We start from the raw sequence: 21,695 nt of genomic DNA, 5'->3' as shown, positions 1-21,695 counted from the left end.
GTTTGCCATGGGTCAGTATCGACAACTGCTGGTGCTGCTTTGCGACATCGACCCGCACTCGGCGGCTTTGCGCCGGGCGCTTGCCCTGGCGCATGTCAGCGGCGCAGCGGTGCATATCGTTGGGCTGTTCGAGCCGTACGAGGCGCATTCGTTACGCCAGGAGCGGCTGAACGAAGCCGAGCTGCAGCGCCAGTACGGGCTCTATCGCAAGCAGCTTGAGGCGCTGGTCGAACGTCATCGGTCGAGTAATACCTGTCTGACGCTCGATACCGTCAAGGCAGAAGACCTGCGGGACCAGGCCGCCGATTACATCCGCGAGCTCAAGCCCGATATGGTCATCAAGGACACCGAAACGACACCGGCACTGGCCCGGTTTTTCGGCACGCCGCTGGACTGTGCGCTGATGCGCGCGTACCAAGGCTCGATGCATTTCGTGCCCCGGGCAGCCGCGTCATTGCCCAAACGCATTCTGGTAGCCGTGGACACCGCCCTGCGCGATGACCCCGATGCCCAGATGCTATTCAACCGCGCCCTCATCCGGTCAGCCGATGCCCTGGCGCTGCAATGCGATGCGCAGTTGCACCTGCTCTCGGCCTATGACCTGGCGGGTGTGTTCGCCCCCGACATGCTGGTTGCGCAGACCTGGGTCGAGGAGATGCGTGATGCCTTGCAGGTGTCCTTCGATGCATTGGCCGATGCCGAAGGTGTACCCCTTGATTGCCGGCATTACATGGAAGGCGGGGCAGTGCAGGTGATTCGGGACCATGTGGCGGCCCTGGATATCGACGCGGTGGTCATGGGAGTGGTGCAGCCCAGGGGGTTGAGCAAGCTGCTGGGTGATACCACCGAACGTATTGTCAGCGATCCACCGTGCAGCGTGCTGGCCGTTCACCCCTGTGTGATCGATACCTGGGAGCCGATGCCATGCAACTGACCTTTTTCGGCGGGACGGGCACGGTGACGGGCAGCAAGTTCTTGCTGACGCATGACTCGACACGGGTGCTGATCGACTGCGGGCTTTTCCAAGGCTACAAGCAACTGCGCTTGCGCAACTGGGAGCCACTGCCGGCGGCACTGCGTAAGGTCGATGCGGTAGTGCTCACGCATGCCCACCTGGACCACAGCGGCTACCTGCCGGTGTTGGTGCGCGAGGGCTTCAGCGGGCCCGTGTATGCCACCCCGGCGACCTGTGCCTTGGCTGAAATCCTGTTGCTCGACAGCGCCCGATTGCAGGAAGAGCAGGCCGAACATGCCAATCGGCATGGCTATTCCAAACATTCGCCGGCCCGCCCCTTGTACACCGAACAGGATGCCAAACGCGCACTGCAGCTGTTCAGGCCCGTCGCATTGCACCATCGCACCCAGATCGCGCCCGGTGTCGAACTGTTGCTGCGTACGGCCGGGCACATTCTGGGCGCGGCGACCGTGCAACTGACGTTGGACGGCCAGACAGTGGTTTTCTCGGGCGACCTGGGCCGGCCCAATGATCCCGTGATGCGTGCGCCCGAACTGATCGGTGCAGCCGATGTGCTGTTGGTGGAGTCGACCTATGGTGACCGGTTGCACCCAGCACAGCCCCCGGAGCGTTACCTGGCCGATGTGATCAACCAGACCCTGCTGCGCCATGGCATCACCCTGGTGCCGTCGTTCGCGGTTGGCCGAGCGCAATTGCTGATGTATTACCTGTACATGCTCAAACGCGACGGGCTGATACCGGACACTCCGGTGTATCTCAACAGCCCCATGGCAACCGATGCCACGACCCTGTACCAGCAGTTCAGGAGCGAGCATCGCCTCACGGCGCTGGAGTGTGCCCAGATGTGCAAAGGCACGCAAATCATCCGCACGGTCGACGAATCCAGGCACCTGGATCAGCTGCGCGAACCTGCGGTGATCATTGCCGCCAGCGGCATGGCCACGGGAGGGCGGGTGTTGCACCACCTCAAGGCGCTGGCGCCCAATCCGCACAACAGCATTCTGTTCTCTGGCTTTCAGGCCGGCGGTACCCGCGGTGCCGATATCGTTGCCGGGGCTCGCAGCGTGCGCCTGCATGGCGAAGACGTGCCGATTCGGGCGCAAGTCTTTGCCATGGACAACCTGTCGGCGCATGCCGATGCGGACGAAATCATGGAATGGTTGCGCGGGTTCACCCGACCGCCGCGCCAAACCTACGTCATTCATGGCGAACCGCATGCTGCGGACACCTTGCGTCGACGGATAAGCCTTGAGCTCGGCTGGCAGGTGTGCGTGCCCGAGTACCTGGAAACGGTTGCCATAGACCCTGTGCGCTGACACGGCGCTGGAGGCTTGCATGAACATGCAAACAAGGGCAAAGCTCAGCGCCTGGGCAAAACGACCCAGGGGCAGCCTTGGATGGATCGCAGCCATCGCCACACTGGTGGTTGCCGCCTCGAGCTATCAGGTGTTGGGCCCGGCCTGGCAGCTGCCCATGCGTGCCCCGGCCATTGTGCTGGCGCTGCTGGCGCTGAGTGCGGCGGTCGGGTTGGCCGTGCACCGCAGTTTCAAGAGTACGGTGGGCAAGACCATTTTTTCCGGGCAGGGGAGAGGTTGGCAGGCGAGGCTCGCCATAGTCCGGGACGTAGCCAGAGAGTCGAACATTTTGCTGGGCATGCTGCTACTGCTGGCAGTGTTGGGCTTAGGCTCACTGATACTCGCCAGCCGCTCCGTACAAGGCATCGTCAGCGGATGCGAGACCAACCTGCAGGCCCAGGTCGATCTGCCAGAGGACCAGGCGCTCGCTGCGTTGGTCGCCAAACCGGTCTGCCAGTGCCTGGCGCAAACGTTTCTGGAACGCAACGGCGTCATCCGCCTGGCGCTGTTCAATACGCCGCTGCTTGAAGTCAGTGCCTTCAAGGGGGTGACCGAGGCCGATGAGCGGCGGTGCCTGGAGCAATTGGACCTGCTGCCGGAGGCTACCGCCGGGGCACCGCCTCAGGCCAGCGAAAGCCGGTGAATCAGCTGGCTTGGGTCATCCGGATCTCTGGCAGTGGTAAACCCTGCCGCCTGAGCCAGATCGCGCATCGCCACATTGGCCGCAGCGTCGATGGAATACATCTGCCGCAGGCCCTTGGCGCGTGCGTGGTCGATCAGGTGCCGGAGCAGCAATGTGCCCAGGCCGTGACGCTGCCAGCTATCGAGCACGGTGACGGCGCATTCGCATTCCTGGTTATCCGCACCGGTGGCGTAGCGGGAGATACCGACTTCCTGCAGTTCACCGTCGACATGGGCGAGGGCCACATAGGCCATGTGCTGGTCCTGATCAACCACCATCAGTTGATCCAGCATGGCTTCGCCAGGCTCCTTGAGCTGTGACAGAAAACGGAAGTGGCGCGATTGAGGGGACAGCCGTTCGATGAAGTTCTTCTCGCGCTGACGGTCCTTGGGCTGCAAGGGCCTGATCAGCACATGGGTGTCATTGTCGAGCGCTTCGATCCAGTGTTCGCCGGTCGTGGCAGGAAATGCCGCTGCGGCGTGGGGGCGGGGTGTTTCGGCGGGTGCCATGGCAAGCCTCCTTACATTCAGGGGTGTACAAAGGAGGTTCAGTTTCAGCGCCTCGCCTTCTGCGCGCTTGATAGTTGTCAATTGCCGCGCCCTTAGGCCCACGCCTTGCTACTTGGCCTTCCAGTACCTCTGCATTTCCAGAAACAGAAAGGAGGCCGTCCAGGTGATCATCACCAGGCCCGTGAGTGCCTGCAGGCCTGTGAGGTATTTGAGGTCGCCGCTGGGCGAAATATCGCCGAAACCGATGGTGGTATAGGTGGTGAATGAGAAGTACACGCAGTCCATGAACGTGCCGTCGAAGTTGCCGCTCAGGGTGCCCCAGCCTTCGGCACTGGCCATCAGATAATAGACCAGGGCAAAGCACCAGACTTCCAGGGCGTGGGCCACCAGCGCGCCGAGCACACCTATGACGATGCGAAACCGGCTCCAGAGTTTGAGCCGCGGTAGCCAGTCGTTCAGGCGCAGCAGGCATTCGTAATGAATCACCACCACCAGCACCACGACCAGCGCGTTGATCAGCGTGACGGTAAGCATCGACGGCTCCCCTGTGGCCCTGACAGAAGTTTGGCCGGTAATGGCCATCGTGTCGGTTTTACACCTGAACATCAGTTGATGATTGATAAAGATCACTGCGCGGGCCCTGTAGGAGCCGGCTTGCCGGCGATGGCTGCGTAGCAGCCCAACAACGCAGGTCGAATCCGTCACTTCAGACTACCTTCAGATTGACCACTGATACTCACCCCATCAAGCCCAAACGGGGGGAGTTTCATGACCCAGTCTCAGTGGAGCAGCCTGCTCCCATTGCCTATCGGCAGCCACGTCGACCATCACGCTCACTTGTCGCTTCATTTGCCCAAGGACCCAGGACGCGATGAGCTTGAGCACTTCATCCATCAGTGTTTTGCCAGCGTGCACCACGCTGATGTGCACCATTACCTTCCAGAACTGCTGGCACTGCAGGACAGCCAGGGTCGGCTGGTGGCTGCCGCAGGCATGCGCCCGGCCAGCAGCGGGCCGCTGTTTCTGGAGCACTATCTGGACGAGCCGCTGGAAGCTGCAGTTTCACGCGTGGCGGGCTGCACCCTTGAGCGCGCGTGCATGGTCGAAGTCGGCAACCTGGCTTCGCTCAGTGCCGGTAGCGCGCGAATCATGATCATAGCGGTGACCTGGTTGCTGGCCATGCGCGGCTTGCGGTGGGTGGCGTTCACCGGCGCGACGACATTGATCAACAGCTTTCAGCGCCTGGGGTTGGTGCCATCGGTGCTGGCGTCGGCCGACCCGGCCCGGCTGAATGGGCAGGTGGACCAATGGGGGACCTACTACGCTCAGCACCCGCAAGTCTTTGCCGGCAATATCGGTCATGGCTTCGATGCCTTGAGCAAGGCCGGGGTTTTCCAGCGCCTGGGGTTGCCAACGGCCTTTGAGGAGACTGGCCATGCCGCATGAGCGGGAGCGCTTTCATCAGCTGCTGGTCAGGCTTGCCAGCGATCACGGTGACGCAATCGCCGTACAAGGTGCGACAGAGCGCTTCACTTTCAGGCAATTACTGGCAGAGGTGCAGTTGCGCACGCACAACTTGCGTAGCCGCTCGCCAGGCACGCTGGTACTGGCCCTGGATAATGGCCCGCAGTTGCTGTTCTGGGATCTGGCGGCGCTTTTTTCCCAGCGTCCCTGCGTGATCGTGCCCTCGTTCTTCAGTGCCGCTCAATTCAGCCATTGCATCGAGCAGAGCGGCGCCAGCCATGTGCTATGCGACCCGCAATGGCGCGGTACGCTCGCCGAGCTTGGATTCACCCAGCAGGAGGCGTTCTGGGTTCGCGAGGTACAACCCGCTGCGGCGCTGCCTGTCGGTACCGCCAAGATCACCTACACCTCCGGCAGCACAGGCAAGCCCAAGGGCGTGTGCCTGTCGTCCGAAGCCCTGCTGCGTGTAGCCCGGGAACTGGAGGTGGCCAGCCGGCCCAGTGAGCCTCAGCGTTACCTGGCGGTGCTGCCGCTTGGTGTGCTGCTGGAAAACCTCGGTGTCTACGCCGCACTGATGGCCGGGGCGAGTGTGCTGCTGTACCCCCAGGCGCTTCTGGGCATGGGCGGTGCGAGCCAGGTCGATTTCAAGCGCTTGCTGGGGGCGATCGCCCTTAGCGGCGCGCAGAGCCTGATTCTGGTGCCGCAGTTGTTGATGGGGCTGATCACTGCCACCGAGCGCGGGCTGATGCGGGTGGGGGCGCTGCGGTTCGTTGCCGTCGGTGGTGCCCGGGTGGCGCCCAGCCTGTTGGCCCGCGCCGAAGCGATCGGCCTGCCGGTGTTCGAAGGCTATGGCTTGTCCGAGTGCGCATCGGTGGTGGCCTTGAACCGGCCTGGCGCAACCCGCCGGGGCAGTGTCGGCAAACCGCTGCCCCATGTGCAGGTGCGTATCGCCGAAGACGGGGAGGTGCTGGTGGCGGGCTCGGTGTTGCTCGGCTACCTGGAGGAGCCACCCGTCTTCGATAGCTGGTGGGCCACAGGCGACCTCGGCCATTTCGACGAGCAGGGCTACCTGTACCTCGATGGCCGCAAGAAACACCAGTTCATCACCAGCTTCGGGCGCAACGTCAACCCGGAATGGGTGGAGGCCGAACTGACCCAGAGCGGTGTGATCGCCCAGGCGTTCGTGCATGGCGAGGCCCTGCCAAAGAACCTGGCATTGCTCTGGCCGCTGGACCCAGCTGCCCCCGACACACTGATCGAACAGGCCGTGCAGCAGTGCAATGCCTTGCTGCCCGACTACGCCCGGGTCCATGCCTGGCGTCGCCTGCCGTGCCCACTGTCCAGTACCGACGACACACTGACCGCCAATGGCCGCCCGCGACGCGAGGCCATCCTGCGGCGTTACCACTCCCAGTTATCCGATATCCCGTTGTGAGGTCCGCCATGTCTTTTTTCGACACGCTGCAACTGCAAACCACCCAGGAGCGTCAGGCCCTGTTCGCCGTGCCGGTCATACGTGATGCGTTGGCGGGGCACGTCAGCCTCGACAGCTATGTGGCCTTCCTGACCCAGGCCTACCACCATGTGCGCCATACCGTGCCGCTGATGATGGCGTGCGGCGCGCGCCTGCCTTCGCGCTTGGAATGGCTGCGCGGCGCGGTGTGCGAATACATCGAGGAAGAGTACGGCCACGAGCAGTGGATCCTTAATGACATCAATGCCTGCGGTGGCGACTGGGAAGCGGTGCGTGACGGTCGGCCGGCACTGCCGATCGAGCTGATGGTCGCCTACCTTTACGACGTGATCGCCCGGGGCAACTCGGTCGGGCTGTTTGGTATGGTCAACGTGCTCGAAGGCACCAGCATTGCCCTGGCCACCCAGGCCGCCGGCACGATCCAGAGCACTTTGGCGCTGCCGGACCGGGCCTTCAGCTACCTCAGCTCCCATGGCGCGCTGGACCAGGACCACATGGTCACCTACAAGCGGCTGATGGACCGCCTTGATGATGCGGATGACCAGCGGGCTGTGATTCATGCGGCCAAAGTGGTTTACCGCCTGTATACCGACATGTTCCAGGAGCTGCCGCGTGCGGGCCTGCAAGAGGTGCGTCATGCGCTTGCCTGAGTGTGTGGTGATACTCACCGGCGCCAGCGGCGGCATCGGCCTGGAACTGGCCGAGCAGTTGTGCGCAGCCGGTGCTCGGGTACTGGCGGTGAGCCGGCAGATGGGCAAACTCGCCGGCCTGATGAACCGTTACCAGGGCAGGCTGCTTTGGCAGTCGGCCGACCTGCGCAGCCATGAGGGGCGTGAGCAGGTGCTTGTCCGTGCCAGGGAGATGGGTGGGGTCAACGTCTTGATCAATGCTGCGGGCGTGAACCGCTTTGCCCTGCTCGAGCAGATCGATGAGCACGCGCTGGACGAACTGCTGGACATCAACCTCAAAGCCGCTGTGCAACTGACGCGTGTGTGCCTGCCGCTGCTGCGCGCACAACCCCGGGCGATGGTGGTCAACGTCGGCTCCACCTACGGCTCGATCGGTTACCCCGGTTATGCCACCTACTGCGCCAGCAAGTTTGCCCTGCGCGGTTTTTCTGAGGCGTTGCGCCGCGAGCTGGCCGATACCTCGGTGAATGTCATGTACGCGGCACCCCGGGCAACCCGCACCGCTATGAACAGCACCGCCGCCACGGCGCTCAACCAGGCGCTGAAGGTCGGCATGGACGACCCGGCAGATGTGGCCCGCGCTGTGCTCAAGGCCGTGCAGTCAGAGCGCAACGAGCTTTATCTGGGCTGGCCGGAAAAGCTCTTCGTGCGCATCAACGGCATGTTGCCCGGCGTGGTCGACCGTGCGCTGCGCAAGCAACTACCGGTGATCCATCGTTATATCGCGAGCCATTCCAAGGAGTCGATCAAATGAAACGTCTGTTCATCGCAGGCCTGCTGGCGTTCGCACCGCTCACCTGGGCGCTCGACCAGGCGGGTAGCCAACAATTGGCCAACCTGCAGCAGCGCTGGGCGCAGATTCAGTACCAGACGCCTGAAGGCAAGCGCGCCGATGCGTTCGAGAAACTGGCAGCCGACGCCTCCATACTCGTTCATCAGCACCCGGGCTCGGCCGAACCTTTGATCTGGGAGGGCATCATCAACAGCAGTTGGGCGGGTGCCACTGGCGGGCTGGGGGCGCTGGGCAAGGTCAAGTCGGCCAAGGCCAGCCTGGAAGAGGCGATCAAACTCGACCCCAATGCCCTGCAGGGCTCGGCGTATACCAGCCTGGGTACATTGTATGACCAGGTGCCTGGCTGGCCTATCGGTTTTGGTGACAGCGACAAGGCCGACACCTTGTTGCGCAAGGCGCTGCAAATCAACCCCAATGGTATCGACAGCAATTACTTCTGGGCCGATCATCTGTTCCGCCAAAAACGCTACGCACAGGCCGCAGCAGCACTGGAAAAAGCCCGCCAGGCGCCACCACGCCCGGGGCGCGAGCTGGCCGACCAGGGCCGGCGTGGCGATATCGATGCTTTACTCAAGGCCATCAAGGCCAAACAGGACTGAACATGCGGCTGCTACTGGTTGAGGATGATACCGCTCTGGGTGAGGGGATCTGTGACGGGTTGCGCCAGGAGGGCTATACCCTCGACTGGTTGCGCGATGGCCTGAGCGGGCTGCATGCCCTGCAACACGAAATGTTCGACCTGGTGATCCTCGACCTCGGGCTGCCGCGGTTGGGTGGCATCGAGCTGCTGCGACGGGTAAGGGCGGGGGGCGACAGCCTACCGGTTCTGATCCTTACCGCGCGCGATGCAACCGAGGACCGTATCACTGGCCTGGATGCCGGTGCCGACGACTACCTGGTCAAACCCTTCGACCTCAACGAGCTCAAGGCCCGCCTGCGCGCCTTGCTCAGGCGCAGCGCCGGGCGGGCCAAGGTGCTCATCGAGCACGCAGGCGTAAGCCTTGACCCTGCCACTCAGCAGGTGCACTACAACGGTGTGCCCGTGGTACTGACGCCCAAGGAGTACCGGCTGCTGCACGAGTTGCTGGCGCAACCGGGCAAGGTATTCACCCGTGAGCGGCTGACCCAACTGCTGTATGGCTGGGACGAGGAGCCTGAGAGCAACACGCTGGAAGTGAATATCTATCACTTGCGCAAGAAGCTGTTCAACGGCCTGATCCGCACGGTGCGCGGTATCGGTTATCTGGTCGAGGGCAAGCTATGAGCTCACTGCGCCAGCGTACGCTGTGGCGGGTGATGGCGCTGATGCTGCTCGGCACCGGCTTGTTGGCGCTGTACAACTATCACGACAGCCGGCGCGAGATCAACGAAGTCTACGATGCCCACATGGCTCAGAATGCCCGGCTGTTGCAGGGCGTGATGAACCTGCCCGTGCAGGATGGCAACCGCGAAAAGCTTTATCGGGCGTTCAACGAGGCGCTGGGCAAGGCCGGGCGCCATCGCGTGGGCCACCCCTATGAAAGCAAGCTGGCGTTCCAGGTATGGGGTGACGGAGCACGGTTGCTGGTGCATACGCCCAGTGCGCCGACACTCGACCCACCGCCCACGGCCCCGGGCTTTTATGATTTCGCCAGCGGCGGCGAGCAATGGCGCGGCTTCGTTCTACCGGTGCCCGAAAAGCAGTGGGTGATCTGGGTGGGTGAGCGCGACGATGTGCGCTACGACCTGATCGACCGCATCGTACGCCATACCCTGTTCCCGTTTCTGCTCGGCAGCCTGGGCCTGGCGCTGCTGGTCTGGGCGGCCATCGGCTGGGGATTGCGCCCGTTGCAGAACATGGCCGATGTGATTCGTGCGCGCCATGCCGACTCCCTCGAACCGCTGCAGCTGGTGCCGTTGCCGACCGAGCTCGAGCCCATGCAGGCGGCCATCAACCGCCTGCTGGCGCAGATCGAGGACCTGCTGCGGCGTGAACATCGGTTCATTGCCGACGCCGCCCATGAGATGCGCACGCCGCTGGCGATCCTGCGCCTGCATGCGCAAAACGCCCAGGCCGCCAGTACCGATGCCGAGCGCCAGAAAGCCCTGGGCTTTCTGATTGGCGGCGTGGACCGGTTGACCCGGGTGGTCAACCAGTTGCTGACCCTCGCCCGCGTCGAGCCGCGCCTCGGTCAGCGTCCCACCACCCTTGTCGACTTGGGTGAAGTGGTCACCGATGTGCTGGCGGATCTTACGCCCTGGATACTGGATCGCGGCCTGGAGCCTTCGCTGGATATCAGTGAAGGTGACCATGGCCTGATGATCGATGCCGGTGCGCTGGGCATCGCCTTGCAGAACCTGGTTTCCAATGCAGTGGAGCACTCACCGCCGGGCGGGCGCATCACCGTATCACTCAGGCGCCTGGCCAATCGCTTCGAACTGGTTGTCGAAGATGAAGGGCCGGGTATCGACGAGGCGAATCTTGGGCGGGTGTTCGAGCGCTTCTATAGCCGCAACAGCCCCAATGGAGCAGGGCTTGGCCTCTCGATCGTGGCTACCATCGTCGAGCGCATGGGCGGGCAGGTACGCCTTGAAAACAGGGCCAGTGGCGGGCTGGCAGCTACCCTGACGTTTGCGTTGCAGTAAGCAGCCAGCCGAAGAGGCCGCAACCCAGCACAACCAGCCAGGGAGGCATCTTCCAGAACATCAGGGCCACGAGGGCGGTCAGCGCAAAAGCGAAGTCCGACGGTTTGGCGATGGCGCTCGTCCAGACCGGGTGGTACAAGGCGGCTAACAGCAGCCCCACTACGCCTGCGTTTACACCACCCAGCGCGGCCTGGCTACGAGCGCTGCGCCGCAGTTTTTGCCAAAAGGGCAATACGCCGAGCACCAGCAGGAAGGAGGGGGTGAAAATGGCGAGAATGCAGACAGTCGCGCCCACCCAGCCGGATGGCTGCACGCTCATGGACGCCCCCAAAAATGCTGCAAACGTGAAGAGGGGGCCGGGTACGGCCTGCGCCAAACCATAACCCGCCAGGAAGGTGTCATTGGCGACCCAGCCATTGGGTACTGTCGCCGACTGCAGCAGCGGCAGAACCACATGCCCGCCCCCGAAGACCAGTGAGCCTGCACTGTAGAAGGCGTTCACCATCGCCATGGCCTGCGACGGCCAGAAGTGGGCCATCAGCGGCAGGCCGAGCAACAGACCAAAGAACAGTGTCAGCGCGATCAGGCCGGTTTTACGGCTGACTGAAAACGGCAGCTTCTCCCCTGCTGGAGGCGGGGTGGACTTGAACAGCAGCAAGCCTGCGACGGCGGAACACAAAATCACGCCTATCTGTCCCATTGCATTGGGCCACACAAGCGCAGCGCAGGCGGCGAACAAGGCGATGGTCACGCGCGGAACATCGGTGCAAAGGCTGCGTGCCATGCCCCACACTGCCTGGGCGACAACAGCGACCGCGACGATCTTCAGGCCGTGCAGCAAACCACCAGGGACGGTACCTCCCCATGCCGAGATGCCCTGAGCAAACAGAACCAGGATGATGGCCGATGGCAATGTGAAGCCTGCCCACGCTGCCACAGCGCCCGCTAAACCAGCGCGTGAGAGGCCCAGGCCTATGCCTACCTGGCTGCTCGCCGGCCCGGGAAGCAGCTGGCACAGGGCGACCAGCTCGGCATAACTGCGTTCACTGAGCCATTGGCGGCGGGTTACCAACGCTTCGCGAAAGTAGCCCAGGTGCGCAATGGGGCCACCGAAAGAGGTCAGCCCCAGGCGCAAGAACACCAGAAATACCGACCAGGCAGAGTCGCAAGAGGTCACGGCGCTGTTACTGCGTTCTGACAATGCAGGCTCCTTGAAGTATTGCCGTTGAGGTGCAAGAGGGTACGCAGATCAGAGCTTGCCTTCCGACCCGGTGTAACTGGCGCCTTGTACCTTGCCATTGGCATCGGCCAGGCATGACCATGGCGCTTGCGCGCCGGGTACCTGGATATTCACGCCGATGCCCGCTTCGCTGGTCAGCACTTCGATCACCGATAGCGTGTTGCGTGCCATGCCGGTTATTTTCGCGACCTCGTCCAGGCAGGCATTGCGGGCCTTGGCAGTGCCGGGCACCGCCGCGGCGTTGGCACCCTGATCTGCTGAGCTGGCCGCTGTGGCGAACAACAACAGCACAGCACCAGCCAGGTAGTTGCGCTTCATGACGGTGACCTCGGTCGATAGGGCAGAGAAGAGAATAGCCGGTCAGGCAGGTATTTTTCGAGAATCGCTGCTGCCCGGCTACGCTTGCCAGAGCAATGGCTTACAGGAGGTAGCATGAGCAATTTCCCAATCGTCGCCACTGTCTTATCGATGATATTGGGTTTATCCGTCACCCGCCTGCTTCTGGGCGCGCTGACCGTCTTCCGCATTCGCCGCAGCGCTGCCCCCGATTGGGTTGCCCTGGTCTGGGCGGTCATGCTCTTCACCACACAGATGGATTTCTGGTGGGCGGTCAATACGCTGCCGCAAATAAGGGCGACCTTCTCGTTCCAGGAATTTTTGCTGCTGGTGCTGCTGGCGCTTTCGCTGTTCGTTTCCTCGGCGCTGATGTTGCCCAGCCGGAGCGAGGACGAGCTCGAAGGGCTTCGCGTGTATTTCGAGCAGGATGGCCGATACGCGCTGCTGTTTCTGTCGGGCTATTACCTGCTTGGCTTCATCGTCAACGTTCTGTTGTTCGGCGTTTCGCCCATGGCGCTTTGGGGTGCCTTTGACGTGATCATGATCGTGATCCCGCTGTGTGTGTTTGCAGCCCGCTCGCGCAAGGCCTATGCCCTGCTGACCGTGGCATTCGTGCCTATCAATATTGCGGACCTGGTGATATCGCTACTGGCGTGACCGAGGGAAGGCCCCGGCTCATTCGGCCATGAACCCCGGCGGTGGCGGCGTCAGCTCGCCCAGCAGGCTTTTCAAACCGTCGCTCCATTGTTTGCGGATGTGGCTGTAGTAGGGGTCGTCTTGATGGATGCGCACCGGCTCTCTGGCCTGTAGGCTGTCCTTGCCATACACCAACAGGTCCAGTGGCATCCCGACCGACAGGTTGCTGCGGATGGTGGAGTCGAATGAGATCAAACCGCAGCGCAGTGCTTCGTCCAAGGGGGTGTCGTAGGTGAGGTTGCGGTCGAGAATCGGCCTGCCGTACTTGCTCTCGCCCAGCTGCAGGAAGGGTGTGTCTGGCGTTGCCTGGAAGAAGTTGCCTTGGGCGTAGACGTTGTAGATGCCCATGGCGCTGCCCGCGATCTGGCCGCCCACCGTGAACGAAGCGCTCAGGTCGATCTGGGCCGTCAGCTTGCTGCGGTCACGGGTAATGACTTCGCGAAGGGTTTCGGCCACCAGCACCGTTGCATCGTAGAGCGTGCCGACGTTCAGCAGGTGGGTGCCGGTGCCTCGGCTGCGTTGTTCAAGCAGGTTGACCACCGATTGCGAGGTGGCTAGGTTGCCGGCGGTCTGCAGGACGATCAGCCGGTCCCCCGGCACGCTGAAAACGAACAGCTTGCGAAACGTGGATATCTGGTCGATACCGGCATTGGTGCGTGAGTCGCAGATGAATACCAGCCCGTCCGCCAAGTGCATAGCGACGCAGTAGGTCATGCTGTCTACCTTGTTCCTGGAATGGAGCGGCCCCGCCGCGCATGGCACGACGGGGCCCGCTTGAGTTGCGCCAGGTGATTACTGGCGGTGTACGTGGACGCTTGCCTGCATGGATTCGACGCCGCCACCGCGGCGCACGCCCCGGACCGGGCAGGCGTCGAGGTAATCCAGGCCTACCGCCAGCTTCAGATGCCGTTCGGGCCGGGTGAGGCGGTTGGTGACGTCGAAGCTGTACCAGGCTTCATCGATCCAGGCTTCGGCCCAGGCGTGGCTGGCCAGGTGGGTTTCGTCTTCGGTACACAGGTAGCCCGACACGTAGCGTGCCGGGATGCCGAGGCTGCGGGCGCAGGCCAGGAACGCGTGGGTATGGTCCTGGCACACCCCGGCACCGCCGGCAAATGACTCACTCGCGGTGGTGCCCACGGAGGTAGCACCTGGGCTGTAGGGCATATGGTCGGCCAGGCCTTGCATAAGTGCGGTCAGCGCGCCCCGGTCGCGGCGCTCGCCGCACTGCTGGGCGGCGAAGGCCTTGAGTGCGTCACTGGCCTGGGTGAGGTGGCTGCTGCGCAGGAAAGGCAGGGGCGACTGGCCGCCGGCCTCGTGTTCGCAATCCGGGTCGATTTCTACCTGGCCACTGGCGGTAAGGGCGAGGTGGCCATGGGGTTTTTCCAGGGTCAGTACGTGCAGGATATTGCCATACGGGTCGATCTGGCTGTTCACCTTGCAGGGCAGGTCCAGTTGCCATTCGAGGATGCGCTGACGCTCGCTGCTGCGCGGTGTCAGGCGCAGGAACTGGATGCTGTTGCACACGTCACTGGCATAGCTGTAGGTGGTGTCGTGGCGGATGGACAGTTTCATACGACCTCCAGATAGGAATTGTGGACGGTCTGGCCCAGTTGGTGGATGCGGCCGATGAAGTCGGTCAGCCACAGGTGCAGCCCGGCTTCGAGAATCTCGTCGATGGCGGTGTAGCGCAGTCGCGCATTGAGTTCGGCAGCCATCCGTTGTGCAGGGCGGCCGGTAGTGCCAGGCAGGCCGGCGAGGATCTGGTCGAGCTCGTCGATGCAGGCATGCAGCGAACGCGGCACGTCAACGCGCAGCAGCAACAGCTCCGACACCGGGCGTGCGCTGGGTGCATTGCGGTAGATTTCGTTGAACGCTTCGTAGGAGGTCAGTGCGCGCAACAAGGCGCTCCACTGGTAGTAACCCCTTGCAGAGTCGTCGCTGACTTCCTCGGAGGTTTCCCCGAACATTTCGTAGCGGGCATCGAGCAGGCGCAGGGTGTTGTCCGCCCGCTCCAGGAAGGTCCCAAGGCGAATGAAACTGTAGGCATCGTTGCGCATGATGGTGCCGGAGGTCGCGCCGCGGAACAGGTGGGATCGTTCTTTGACCCAGTCGCAGAACTGGCTGATGCCATAGCGCCCAAGGCCATTGCTGGCAATGTTGCGCATTTCGATCCAGGTGGCGTTGATGTTTTCCCACATGTCGGCGGTTATTCGCCCACGCACTGCATGCGCGTTGGTGCGCGCAGCCTGCAGGCAGCAATAGATGCTGCTGGGGTTGTTCGCGTCCAGCGCAAAGAAGTGCAGCATGCGCTCGGTGTCCAGCTCGGAGTGCTTGCGGATGTAATCGTCCAGCGTACCGGAGGCCAGCAGCGACATGGCAAGCTCCGCGTGGCCATCGGAGCGGCCGGCTTGCGGCATCAGCGACAGCGAGTAGCTGACCTCGAGCATGCGCGCGAGGTTTTCGGCGCGCTCCAGGTAGCGGGACATCCAGTACAGGTCGGAAGCGGTTCTCGAAAGCATGGCTCAGTCCTCCACCACCCAGGTGTCCTTGGTGCCGCCGCCCTGCGACGAGTTGACCACCAGCGAGCCTTCCTGCAGGGCAACGCGGGTCAGGCCGCCGGGCACCAGGCGCGTTTCGCTGCCTGACAGTACAAACGGGCGCAGGTCGATGTGGCGCGGCGCGATGCCGCTTTCAACGAAGGTCGGGCAGGTGGACAGGCATAGCGTGGGCTGGGCGATGTAGGCGTGCGGGCGCGCCTTGATGCGGGCGCGGAAATCCTCGATCTGCGCAGCGGTTGCGGCGGGGCCGACCAGCATGCCGTAGCCGCCGGAACCTTGGGTTTCCTTGACCACCAGCTCGGGCAGGTGCGCCAGGACGTGGGACAGGTCCTGCGGCTTGCGGCATTGCCAGGTGGGCACGTTCTTCAGGATCGGCTCCTCGCTCAGGTAAAAGCGGATCATCTCGTCAACGTAGGGGTAGATCGACTTGTCGTCGGCAACGCCGGTGCCCACCGCGTTGGCCAGCACCACGTTGCCTGCCCGGTACACCGAGATCAGCCCAGGTACCCCCAGCATCGAATCAGGGTTGAACGACAGCGGGTCGAGGTATTCGTCGTCCAGGCGGCGGTAGATCACGTCCACTTGCTGCGGGCCTGCGGTGGTGCGCATGTAGAGGTGGTCGTTGCGCACGAACAGGTCGGCGCCTTCGACCAGCTCGATGCCCATCTCCCGCGCCAGGAACGCATGCTCGAAGTAGGCGCTGTTGAAGCGCCCCGGGGTAAGCACCACGGCGGTCGGGTTGTCCAGCGGGCTGGCACTCTTGAGTGTGTCGAGCAGCAGGTTGGGGTAGTGGTCGATCGGGGCGATGCGCTGGGCGGCGAACAGTTCGGGGAACAGGCGCATCATCATCTTGCGGTCTTCGAGCATATAGCTGACGCCGCTGGGCGTGCGCAGGTTGTCTTCCAGTACGTAATACGTACCATCACTGTCGCGTACCAGGTCGACACCGGCGATATGCGCGTACAGCCCCCGGTGCAGGTTCAGGCCTTGCATGGCGACCTGGTAACCCTCGTTGGCCAGCACTTGCTCGGGCGGAATGATGCCTGCCTTGAGAATGCGCTGATCGTGGTAGATGTCCTGGAGGAACAGGTTCAGCGCCTGAACCCGCTGGATACATCCGCGTTCGACAATGCGCCATTCGCTGGCGCGGATGCTGCGCGGGATGATGTCGAAGGGGATCAGCCGCTCGGTGTCCTGCTGGTCACCGTACAGGGTGAAGGTGATACCAGCCCGGTGGAACAGCAGGTCGGCTTCGTGCCGGCGTTGTTCCAACAGTTCCAGCGGTGTGTTCGCCAGCCAGCGGGCGAACTCCTGATAGTGCGGGCGGCAACTTCCGTTTGCCTCATACATTTCGTTGAAAAAAGCCCGGGACATACCCACTCCTTGCCACGACTCGTCGGCAGTTTCGTTTCTCGCTTGCCAAGCGATCCACTGGAGCTTTGCAATGACAATGCCGGAACGGGCAGGGCGCAAGGGGCAGGAAGAAAAATGGCTCTGAAACAGCGAGAGAGCGCTTTTTGATATCAATAAAACGACGGAATCAGGCGAATTGTCGGAGATTTGCGTAGATCAGCCGCGGCGAAGGCAGGGGCTCACTGCATCAAATGGGTGCAGGACTTGGCTTGGTGAAAAAGTCGAACCAAATCAGGGCAAGCGATGAGTACGTAAGGACCCTGGCCAGCTGTGCCATCAGGCAGCGGCATGCACATGGTCGACGATCGTCACCCGGTTACGGCCCGATGCCTTGGCACGGTACATGGCCTTGTCGGCGCTGCTGAGCAACGCATCGAGTTCACTGGCGGGTGCTTTGGCGAAGGCCAGGCCTATGCTGGCGGTAACTGCGAATTGCGTGTCGACGTTCAGCATTGAGATCAGGGCCCGCAGGCGCTCGGCAATCTCGCTGGCAGTGACCAGAGGCGTATCGGGCAGCAGGATGGCGAACTCCTCGCCGCCCAGCCTGCCGGCGATGTCGTCGTCACGCAGGCTGGCGCTGATGGCTGCACCGATCCGTTGCAGCACCTGGTCGCCCGCCGCATGCCCGGCGGTATCGTTGATCTGTTTGAAATGATCGACGTCCAGCATCAGCACGGCTACATACGTCTGCCCCTCCTTGCACAAGGTGTGCTGCGCCAAGGCACAGTCAAAAAAGGCACGGCGATTGTTCAGACCGGTCAGTTCGTCCGTGCACGAGGCCACGATGGCAAGCCGGTGTGCGCGTTCCATTTCGTGCTTCAGGCGCCAGGCGGTCACCAATGCTGAAGACAGGCTGTTCGTCGCATTGACGACGAACGAAGCGAACACCAGCACCGCCAGAGCGATGCCCTGCTGCAGCGCGGATGGCTGCAGCAGCAGCCAGCCGGTGCTGGGCAGCAGCACCAAAGCGATCGATACCAGGGTCATGTTGCGGTACGAGGAGTAACACGAGACTGCGCTGACAGACATGCCCACGGCAAACAGCATGATCAATGCCTGCCCCAGCAGGTCGTCGGCAGGCATCACAGCCAGTGCGCCCAAGCCCCAGACTGCCGCCGACAGCGCCAGTGTGGCCCAGTAGCGCCACTCCCAGCGTTCGGCCGTGCGCTGGTTGGCCGGTGCCCGCAGATAGGCGACGAACATGGCGGTGCGCAGGGCCGTCGACAGGCTCAATACCGTCATCCAGGCGGCCACTTTTTGCTGGTCGAAACGCTCCCAGCCCAACCAGCACAGCATTGCGGCAGCCAGGAAGCTGCCGAGCACAGCGGGCGCCGACTGGACGAACAGCTGGCGCAGGCGGTCCGTCCTTACACAGTGCGCTATTTCATCGCCAGGATTGAGCTCTGTCATGGCATTCGCCGCAATTCGTGATCGGTGGCGCATTGTGGCACTTTGCCTGCGCCCTGGAAAAGCGTTCTGGCGTTCACGCGGGATGCCCTCTGTTGTTGGTGTCAGTGCACACCCATTGGCAGCGCTTGTCTTGCCTGCCTCTTGTCGGGCCGTATGGGCAACATGGCAGACTGTAGCTGCTTTCCCACTGGATGCTCGAAACCAGTGCAGTGCGTGACGGGCCGATCCTCGACGATGCAGCCGTTGTCCAGCAGCACGACCCGCTGGCAGAAGTACTGCACCAGGCTCAGGTCATGGCTGATCAGCACGAAGGCGGTGCCGCTGCGCTGGCGTAACGCCTCCAGCTGCTGCAGGAGCTGTAACTGCAATACCCGATCCAGGTTCGACAACGCTTCGTCGAGCACCACCAGTTGCGGCGAGACGGCCAGCGCCCGGGCGATGTTGGCACGCTGCAACTGGCCGCCACTCAACTGCTGCGGCAGGCGCTGGGCATGCTCGGCGCGCAGGCCCATTGCCTCCAGCAGTTCAAGGGTGCGAGCTTGTCGGCCGGCTTCATCCAGGTCGGTGAGGTGGCGCAACGGCTCGGCGATGCTCCAGCCGATGCTGCGCTGGGGGTTGAAGGCGCCGGGGGCGTCCTGGAACACCAGTTGCACGGTGCGCTGGAAGTCGCGCGCCTGCTCACCTCTTAGCTGGCTGACATCCTGCCCGGCAAAGCTCACCTGGCCTTGGGTGGGTTTTTCCAGCCCGAGCAGCAGCCGCGCCAGGGTGCTTTTGCCGCTGCCACTGCTGCCTAGCAGGCCGATGGACTCACCTGCGTGCAGGTGCAGGTCGATACTGTCGAGCACCTGCAGCCAGCCCCGTTTGCGCAACAGCCCCCCGGTGCGATAGCGATGGCCAACGTTGTGGACGTGCAGCAGGCTCATGGTTGGCTCCGGCAGAGTATCTGGTGGGCGTGGAGGAGGGTGCGGGCAGCGGCGCTGGCAGGGTTCTGGAAAAGCTCATGGACCGGCTGGCATTCGACGATGCGGCCGGCTTCCATCACCGCGACCTGGTCTGCGCAGCGCGCCACCACGCCCATGTCGTGAGTCACCAGCAACACCCCCAGCCCATGCACCTGCACCAGTTCCATCAGCAGGTCGAGAAAACGCGCCTGGCTCAGGGCATCGAGGTCACTTGTGGGTTCATCAGCCAAGAGGAACGGGGTTTCGGCCATGAGCGCCAGGGCGATCATCATCCGTTGCAGCATGCCCCCGCTGAGCTGAAAGGCGAACGCTTGCAGCACCCGCTCACGGTCTGCCAGGCCCACCGCATCCAGGCAGTGGGCCATCCGCGCACGGGCTGCTGCACCGGTGACGCCGCGCTGCCTGAGCGTCTCCAGGCCGTGGCTGGCCATATTGCGCACCGGGTTGAAGGCGCTGCGCGGGTTTTGCAGTACCAGGCTGGCCAGGCGGCCACGGACACTGCTTGCAGCCAGCGGCTGGCCGTCGAGCAGCAGTTGCCCGTGGGTGCGGTTAAGGCCTGGCGGCAGCAGGTCGAGCACACCCAGGCAACTGAGGGATTTGCCCGAGCCACTGGCACCGACCAACGTGCAGACTTCGCTGCGGCGCAGTTGCAAGTCAACGCCGTGCACCAGCACGCCGGCCTGAGCCTCGATGCGCAAGCCGCGGATTTCAAGTACTGAGGGGTTCATTCAATGGCGCTCCTGTGTGGGGTCGAGGCGGTCGCGCAGCGCATCGCCCAGCAGGTTGAAGGCCATCACCGAGAAGAAGATCATCAGCCCTGGCAACAGCAGCAGTTGCGGGTGCGTCCAGATGAATTCCTTGGCGTCGTTGATCATCACGCCCCATTCGGCGGTGGGCGGCGCCACCCCAAGGCCAAGGAACGACAGGCCGGAGACGTGCAGCATCATGTGGCCGATATCCATGGTCGCCAGCACCAGCAATGGGCCGGCGATATTGGGCAGCACATGCTGGCGCAGCCGCGCCCAGCGTGAAGCGCCGGCCAGGCGTGAAGCCAGCACGTATTCGCGGCCGCGCTGGGCAATCACCATGCCGCGCACCATGCGCGCATACCAGGCCCAGTGGGACAGGGCGATGGCGATGATCACGTTGCTAAGGCCGGTGCCCAGCAAGGTGACGAAGAAGAATGCCAGTACCAGCGTGGGGAAGGTCATGAACATGTCGCACAGGCGCATCAGCAACAGGTCGGTGCGCCCGCCGACGAACCCGGCCACGCCGCCGACCGCGAGCCCAAGCGCCAGCACCAGCGCCAGGGTCAGCATCACGCTGCCCAAGGACAGGCGCGTGCCGACGATCAGCCGCGAAAGCAGGTCGCGCCCGAGGTGGTCGGTGCCCAGCCAGTGGCTGGCGTCGGGCGCCTGCAGGCGCTGGCCGAGGTCGACCAGGTCGGGGTCATGCGGGGCAATCCAATGGCCGAACAGCGCCAGCGATGCCAGCAGGCCGACCAGGGCCAGGCCGATCATCAGGCTGGGGCGGCGCAGCAGCAATGGCTGCGGCAGGGCAGACTGCACACTCATGCGTTCACCCCTTCCAGCCGGCTGCGAGGATCAAGCCAGGCGTAGCAGACATCGACGATCAGGTTGCAGACCATCAGCAGACCGGTCAGTAGCAGGGTGAAGCACTGCATCACCGGGAAGTCGCGGTTCAGCACTGCAGACACCGCAAAACGGCCAACGCCGGGCCAGGCGAAGATGGTCTCGATCACCAGTGCGCCACCGATCAGTTCGCCGATGTGCATGCCGGTGGCCGTCACCAGCGGCAACCAGGCATTGCGCAGGATATGGTCGCGCCAGACGTGCCGTTCGGGCAGGCCGCGGGCACGGGCATAGGTGACGTGGCGCTGCCCGCCGGCTTCCAGCAGGCTGGCACGCAGCAGGCGGGCGTTGATCGACATCGACATCAGGGCGATGGCCAGCACCGGCATAACCAGGTGCCCGGCCCCTCCACGCCCCAGCGGCGGCAGCCAGCCCAGCCACAGGGAAAACAGCGCGATCAGCAGAAACGCCAGCCAGAAATTGGGCATGGACACCCCCAGGAACGTCACTGCCCGCACGGCGTGGTCGGGCCAGCGCCCTTGCCAGCGGGCCGCCAACAGCCCCAAGGGGATCGACAGCAGCAGCGTGCAGGCCAACGCCAGGCCGCCGAGTTGCAGGGTGGCGGGCAGGTAGTAGAGCAGATCATCAAGCACTGGGCGGCCGGTGATATAGGAGATGCCGAAGTCCAGATGCACGGCGTTCCACAGCCAACTCAGGTATTGCGCATACAGCGGGCGATCCAGCCCCAGGGTATGGCGCACCTCGGCGATGGCTGCGTCGGTCGGTGGGATGTGCGAAAGCCGGAGGTAGTCCAGCGCCGGGTCGGTGCTGCCCAGGTGCAGCAGCACGAACACCAGCAACGAAACGCCAAGCATGACCGGTACAAGCAGCGCCAGGCGCAACAGGATGTAGCGCAACATG

The 21,695-nt window shown here is 63.3% G+C and carries 24 protein-coding genes; 11 read left to right on the top strand and 13 right to left on the bottom strand.

Features of this window, described 5'->3' with window-relative positions; translation table 11 throughout:
- Positions 1 to 7 precede the first annotated feature (7 nt).
- From JOE27_RS05845 to JOE27_RS05835, 3 genes are read left to right on the top strand one after another with little or no spacing between them, the layout of a single operon-like run.
- On the top strand, positions 8 to 934 hold the full coding sequence (locus tag JOE27_RS05845; RefSeq protein ID WP_204918212.1) for a universal stress protein: 927 nt from the start codon (positions 8 to 10) through the stop codon (positions 932 to 934).
- Positions 925 to 2,292: an MBL fold metallo-hydrolase gene (locus tag JOE27_RS05840; protein ID WP_204918210.1), complete on the top strand. Its 1,368-nt coding sequence runs from the start codon at positions 925 to 927 to the stop codon at positions 2,290 to 2,292. Before JOE27_RS05845 ends, JOE27_RS05840 begins: the two co-directional genes overlap by 10 nt.
- Before the next feature lie 19 nt (positions 2,293 to 2,311).
- Positions 2,312 to 2,974 carry a hypothetical protein gene (locus JOE27_RS05835; protein ID WP_204918208.1) on the top strand — a complete coding sequence of 221 codons (663 nt, stop codon included), beginning with the start codon at positions 2,312 to 2,314 and terminating at the stop codon, positions 2,972 to 2,974.
- Here the strand turns inward: JOE27_RS05835 and JOE27_RS05830 are convergent.
- Both JOE27_RS05830 and JOE27_RS05825 read right to left on the bottom strand, forming a co-directional pair.
- Positions 2,953 to 3,522: a GNAT family N-acetyltransferase gene (locus JOE27_RS05830; RefSeq protein WP_204918206.1), complete on the bottom strand. Its 570-nt coding sequence runs from the start codon at positions 3,520 to 3,522 to the stop codon at positions 2,953 to 2,955. The two genes, JOE27_RS05835 and JOE27_RS05830, sit on opposite strands and share 22 nt — an antisense overlap.
- 108 nt (positions 3,523 to 3,630) lie before the next feature.
- Positions 3,631 to 4,056: a potassium channel family protein gene (locus tag JOE27_RS05825; protein ID WP_204918204.1), complete on the bottom strand. Its 426-nt coding sequence runs from the start codon at positions 4,054 to 4,056 to the stop codon at positions 3,631 to 3,633.
- Positions 4,057 to 4,290: 234 nt separating this feature from the next.
- Here JOE27_RS05825 and JOE27_RS05820 point away from each other — a divergent pair, with 234 nt between their 5' ends.
- From JOE27_RS05820 to JOE27_RS05790, 7 genes are read left to right on the top strand one after another with little or no spacing between them, the layout of a single operon-like run.
- Positions 4,291 to 4,968: a thermostable hemolysin gene (locus JOE27_RS05820; RefSeq protein ID WP_204918202.1), complete on the top strand. Its 678-nt coding sequence runs from the start codon at positions 4,291 to 4,293 to the stop codon at positions 4,966 to 4,968.
- On the top strand, positions 4,958 to 6,421 hold the full coding sequence (locus JOE27_RS05815; protein ID WP_204918200.1) for an AMP-binding protein: 1,464 nt from the start codon (positions 4,958 to 4,960) through the stop codon (positions 6,419 to 6,421). Before JOE27_RS05820 ends, JOE27_RS05815 begins: the two co-directional genes overlap by 11 nt.
- A gap of 8 nt (positions 6,422 to 6,429) precedes the next feature.
- Positions 6,430 to 7,110: an iron-containing redox enzyme family protein gene (locus tag JOE27_RS05810; protein WP_204918198.1), complete on the top strand. Its 681-nt coding sequence runs from the start codon at positions 6,430 to 6,432 to the stop codon at positions 7,108 to 7,110.
- The gene (locus JOE27_RS05805; RefSeq protein WP_119687198.1) at positions 7,097 to 7,903 is read left to right on the top strand and encodes an SDR family oxidoreductase; all 807 of its coding nucleotides are present in this window, start codon (positions 7,097 to 7,099) and stop codon (positions 7,901 to 7,903) included. Before JOE27_RS05810 ends, JOE27_RS05805 begins: the two co-directional genes overlap by 14 nt.
- Positions 7,900 to 8,541, top strand: coding sequence for a hypothetical protein (locus JOE27_RS05800; protein ID WP_204918196.1), 642 nt, complete (start codon positions 7,900 to 7,902; stop codon positions 8,539 to 8,541). The genes JOE27_RS05805 and JOE27_RS05800 overlap by 4 nt, the downstream gene beginning before the upstream one ends.
- 2 nt (positions 8,542 to 8,543) lie before the next feature.
- The gene (locus JOE27_RS05795; protein WP_174141884.1) at positions 8,544 to 9,206 is read left to right on the top strand and encodes a response regulator; all 663 of its coding nucleotides are present in this window, start codon (positions 8,544 to 8,546) and stop codon (positions 9,204 to 9,206) included.
- Positions 9,203 to 10,567 carry an ATP-binding protein gene (locus tag JOE27_RS05790; protein ID WP_046785835.1) on the top strand — a complete coding sequence of 455 codons (1,365 nt, stop codon included), beginning with the start codon at positions 9,203 to 9,205 and terminating at the stop codon, positions 10,565 to 10,567. The genes JOE27_RS05795 and JOE27_RS05790 overlap by 4 nt, the downstream gene beginning before the upstream one ends.
- On the opposite strand, the gene chrA is transcribed toward JOE27_RS05790, so the two are convergent.
- Positions 10,542 to 11,768 (bottom strand): chromate efflux transporter, encoded by a 1,227-nt coding sequence (gene chrA, locus JOE27_RS05785; protein ID WP_204918194.1) that lies wholly within the window; start codon positions 11,766 to 11,768, stop codon positions 10,542 to 10,544. The two genes, JOE27_RS05790 and chrA, sit on opposite strands and share 26 nt — an antisense overlap.
- Positions 11,769 to 11,816: 48 nt before the next feature.
- Positions 11,817 to 12,125 carry a hypothetical protein gene (locus tag JOE27_RS05780; protein WP_115274543.1) on the bottom strand — a complete coding sequence of 103 codons (309 nt, stop codon included), beginning with the start codon at positions 12,123 to 12,125 and terminating at the stop codon, positions 11,817 to 11,819.
- A 114-nt stretch (positions 12,126 to 12,239) separates the two neighbouring features.
- Here JOE27_RS05780 and JOE27_RS05775 point away from each other — a divergent pair, with 114 nt between their 5' ends.
- Positions 12,240 to 12,800 (top strand): hypothetical protein, encoded by a 561-nt coding sequence (locus JOE27_RS05775; RefSeq protein WP_046785837.1) that lies wholly within the window; start codon positions 12,240 to 12,242, stop codon positions 12,798 to 12,800.
- An 18-nt stretch (positions 12,801 to 12,818) separates the two neighbouring features.
- Here the strand turns inward: JOE27_RS05775 and JOE27_RS05770 are convergent, their stop codons facing one another.
- From JOE27_RS05770 to nikB, 9 genes are all read right to left on the bottom strand, one after another.
- Positions 12,819 to 13,553, bottom strand: a complete 735-nt coding sequence (locus tag JOE27_RS05770) for a peptidase (RefSeq protein WP_115274544.1) — start codon at positions 13,551 to 13,553, stop codon at positions 12,819 to 12,821.
- A gap of 78 nt (positions 13,554 to 13,631) precedes the next feature.
- On the bottom strand, positions 13,632 to 14,411 hold the full coding sequence (locus JOE27_RS05765) for a transglutaminase family protein (RefSeq protein ID WP_115274545.1): 780 nt from the start codon (positions 14,409 to 14,411) through the stop codon (positions 13,632 to 13,634).
- On the bottom strand, positions 14,408 to 15,358 hold the full coding sequence (locus JOE27_RS05760) for an alpha-E domain-containing protein (protein WP_161871187.1): 951 nt from the start codon (positions 15,356 to 15,358) through the stop codon (positions 14,408 to 14,410). The genes JOE27_RS05765 and JOE27_RS05760 overlap by 4 nt, the downstream gene beginning before the upstream one ends.
- Before the next feature lie 3 nt (positions 15,359 to 15,361).
- Positions 15,362 to 16,771, bottom strand: coding sequence for a circularly permuted type 2 ATP-grasp protein (locus JOE27_RS05755; RefSeq protein ID WP_012314860.1), 1,410 nt, complete (start codon positions 16,769 to 16,771; stop codon positions 15,362 to 15,364).
- A 315-nt stretch (positions 16,772 to 17,086) separates the two neighbouring features.
- Positions 17,087 to 18,133: a diguanylate cyclase gene (locus tag JOE27_RS05750; protein WP_115275522.1), complete on the bottom strand. Its 1,047-nt coding sequence runs from the start codon at positions 18,131 to 18,133 to the stop codon at positions 17,087 to 17,089.
- A 188-nt stretch (positions 18,134 to 18,321) separates the two neighbouring features.
- Positions 18,322 to 19,143, bottom strand: a complete 822-nt coding sequence (nikE, locus tag JOE27_RS05745) for a nickel import ATP-binding protein NikE (protein ID WP_115274547.1) — start codon at positions 19,141 to 19,143, stop codon at positions 18,322 to 18,324.
- Positions 19,140 to 19,910, bottom strand: a complete 771-nt coding sequence (nikD, locus tag JOE27_RS05740) for a nickel import ATP-binding protein NikD (RefSeq protein ID WP_115274548.1) — start codon at positions 19,908 to 19,910, stop codon at positions 19,140 to 19,142. Before nikD ends, nikE begins: the two co-directional genes overlap by 4 nt.
- Positions 19,911 to 20,756, bottom strand: coding sequence for a nickel ABC transporter permease subunit NikC (gene nikC, locus JOE27_RS05735; RefSeq protein WP_115274549.1), 846 nt, complete (start codon positions 20,754 to 20,756; stop codon positions 19,911 to 19,913).
- The gene (nikB, locus tag JOE27_RS05730) at positions 20,753 to 21,694 is read right to left on the bottom strand and encodes a nickel ABC transporter permease subunit NikB (RefSeq protein ID WP_046785844.1); all 942 of its coding nucleotides are present in this window, start codon (positions 21,692 to 21,694) and stop codon (positions 20,753 to 20,755) included. The genes nikC and nikB overlap by 4 nt, the downstream gene beginning before the upstream one ends.
- Between the last annotated feature and the right edge of the window lies 1 nt (position 21,695).

It is taken from the genome of Pseudomonas sp. M5 (assembly GCF_016907075.1).
In the GTDB taxonomy this organism is placed as follows: Bacteria; Pseudomonadota; Gammaproteobacteria; order Pseudomonadales; family Pseudomonadaceae; genus Aquipseudomonas; species Aquipseudomonas putida_E.
This window is presented reverse-complemented; position numbering and strand designations above follow the sequence as displayed.

Excerpts from the sequence above, each read along its gene's own strand:
- JOE27_RS05845 (WP_204918212.1), top strand. The coding sequence starts at position 8 with ATGGGTCAGTATCGACAACTGCTGGTGCTGCTTTGCGACATCGACCCG.
- JOE27_RS05840 (WP_204918210.1), top strand. The coding sequence starts at position 925 with ATGCAACTGACCTTTTTCGGCGGGACGGGCACGGTGACGGGCAGCAAG.
- JOE27_RS05835 (WP_204918208.1), top strand. The coding sequence starts at position 2,312 with ATGAACATGCAAACAAGGGCAAAGCTCAGCGCCTGGGCAAAACGACCC.
- JOE27_RS05830 (WP_204918206.1), bottom strand. The coding sequence starts at position 3,522 with ATGGCACCCGCCGAAACACCCCGCCCCCACGCCGCAGCGGCATTTCCT.
- JOE27_RS05825 (WP_204918204.1), bottom strand. The coding sequence starts at position 4,056 with ATGCTTACCGTCACGCTGATCAACGCGCTGGTCGTGGTGCTGGTGGTG.
- JOE27_RS05820 (WP_204918202.1), top strand. The coding sequence starts at position 4,291 with ATGACCCAGTCTCAGTGGAGCAGCCTGCTCCCATTGCCTATCGGCAGC.
- JOE27_RS05815 (WP_204918200.1), top strand. The coding sequence starts at position 4,958 with ATGCCGCATGAGCGGGAGCGCTTTCATCAGCTGCTGGTCAGGCTTGCC.
- JOE27_RS05810 (WP_204918198.1), top strand. The coding sequence starts at position 6,430 with ATGTCTTTTTTCGACACGCTGCAACTGCAAACCACCCAGGAGCGTCAG.
- JOE27_RS05805 (WP_119687198.1), top strand. The coding sequence starts at position 7,097 with ATGCGCTTGCCTGAGTGTGTGGTGATACTCACCGGCGCCAGCGGCGGC.
- JOE27_RS05800 (WP_204918196.1), top strand. The coding sequence starts at position 7,900 with ATGAAACGTCTGTTCATCGCAGGCCTGCTGGCGTTCGCACCGCTCACC.
- JOE27_RS05795 (WP_174141884.1), top strand. The coding sequence starts at position 8,544 with ATGCGGCTGCTACTGGTTGAGGATGATACCGCTCTGGGTGAGGGGATC.
- JOE27_RS05790 (WP_046785835.1), top strand. The coding sequence starts at position 9,203 with ATGAGCTCACTGCGCCAGCGTACGCTGTGGCGGGTGATGGCGCTGATG.
- JOE27_RS05780 (WP_115274543.1), bottom strand. The coding sequence starts at position 12,125 with ATGAAGCGCAACTACCTGGCTGGTGCTGTGCTGTTGTTGTTCGCCACA.
- JOE27_RS05775 (WP_046785837.1), top strand. The coding sequence starts at position 12,240 with ATGAGCAATTTCCCAATCGTCGCCACTGTCTTATCGATGATATTGGGT.
- JOE27_RS05770 (WP_115274544.1), bottom strand. The coding sequence starts at position 13,553 with ATGACCTACTGCGTCGCTATGCACTTGGCGGACGGGCTGGTATTCATC.
- JOE27_RS05765 (WP_115274545.1), bottom strand. The coding sequence starts at position 14,411 with ATGAAACTGTCCATCCGCCACGACACCACCTACAGCTATGCCAGTGAC.
- JOE27_RS05760 (WP_161871187.1), bottom strand. The coding sequence starts at position 15,358 with ATGCTTTCGAGAACCGCTTCCGACCTGTACTGGATGTCCCGCTACCTG.
- JOE27_RS05755 (WP_012314860.1), bottom strand. The coding sequence starts at position 16,771 with ATGTCCCGGGCTTTTTTCAACGAAATGTATGAGGCAAACGGAAGTTGC.
- nikE (WP_115274547.1), bottom strand. The coding sequence starts at position 19,143 with ATGAGCCTGCTGCACGTCCACAACGTTGGCCATCGCTATCGCACCGGG.
- nikD (WP_115274548.1), bottom strand. The coding sequence starts at position 19,910 with ATGAACCCCTCAGTACTTGAAATCCGCGGCTTGCGCATCGAGGCTCAG.
- nikC (WP_115274549.1), bottom strand. The coding sequence starts at position 20,756 with ATGAGTGTGCAGTCTGCCCTGCCGCAGCCATTGCTGCTGCGCCGCCCC.
- nikB (WP_046785844.1), bottom strand. The coding sequence starts at position 21,694 with ATGTTGCGCTACATCCTGTTGCGCCTGGCGCTGCTTGTACCGGTCATG.